Here is a 691-nt window from a genome sequence, read left to right as displayed (position 1 = left end):
AGCGAACTCAGGATGAATTTGTCGTTGAATAATCTTCTCGACAAGAGTGAGTGACTTATTAGTGGGCTCGCTAATTTGAGTGCTACCGACTTGGGGCCACTTCTTGGACTTGCTGTAGGCCAAGAGACCACCGTGCCGAATGATCTCCTGTGTCACAGCATCACGCCCCTCGAGGAACGCCTCCATGGGAATATCCTCACCCGCTTCGATCTTGTCCAGCAGTGAGAAATCAGTGGAGGTGAGAATGCCGATATTGTCGCAATTCTGCAGATAGATACGTTCGAAGCTCTCGGCAATAATCAAACGGATGCCTGCCGAAAGCTCAGCCAGTGGGCTGGACTCGCGCGAAGAGCCCTTGCCGTACCGTTTACCTGCTACAGTGACGGCGAAACCACCATTGCGAATGGCATCCTCTGGAATAGGAAGTCGTTCACCCGCTTTGAAGCCGACATATGGGTACTGACCGAGGCGCTCATCATATACCAGCATGACCGTGGTTGGCGTTATCTCATCCGTTGAGACGTTGTCGCGCAACGGTCGAGCTGAATGAAGGTCGATGGAATGGCCGGCCAATTGGTGATCAATCTTTTCGGGATCATCCGAGAGATAAAGCACTCGGCCCGTAATAGGTACTGTTGGTTGCATGGCATCCTCCTGAAGCTGAGCTCAAGGCTAGCAGCAACGTCGCCAC

Annotated in this window: 1 protein-coding gene; it reads right to left on the bottom strand. The window is 52.7% G+C overall.

Going from position 1 to position 691, the window contains the following annotated elements:
• Window positions 1-645: hypothetical protein (locus IOC61_RS17560; RefSeq protein WP_267491327.1), on the bottom strand; the 645-nt coding region annotated here is incomplete at its 3' end.
• Window positions 646-691: the final 46 nt, after the last annotated feature.

The organism is Halomonas sp. KAO (assembly GCF_015595025.1).
In the GTDB taxonomy this organism is placed as follows: domain Bacteria; phylum Pseudomonadota; class Gammaproteobacteria; order Pseudomonadales; family Halomonadaceae; genus Halomonas.
Note: the sequence above shows the minus strand (reverse complement) of the source record. Positions and strands in the feature narration are given on the sequence as shown.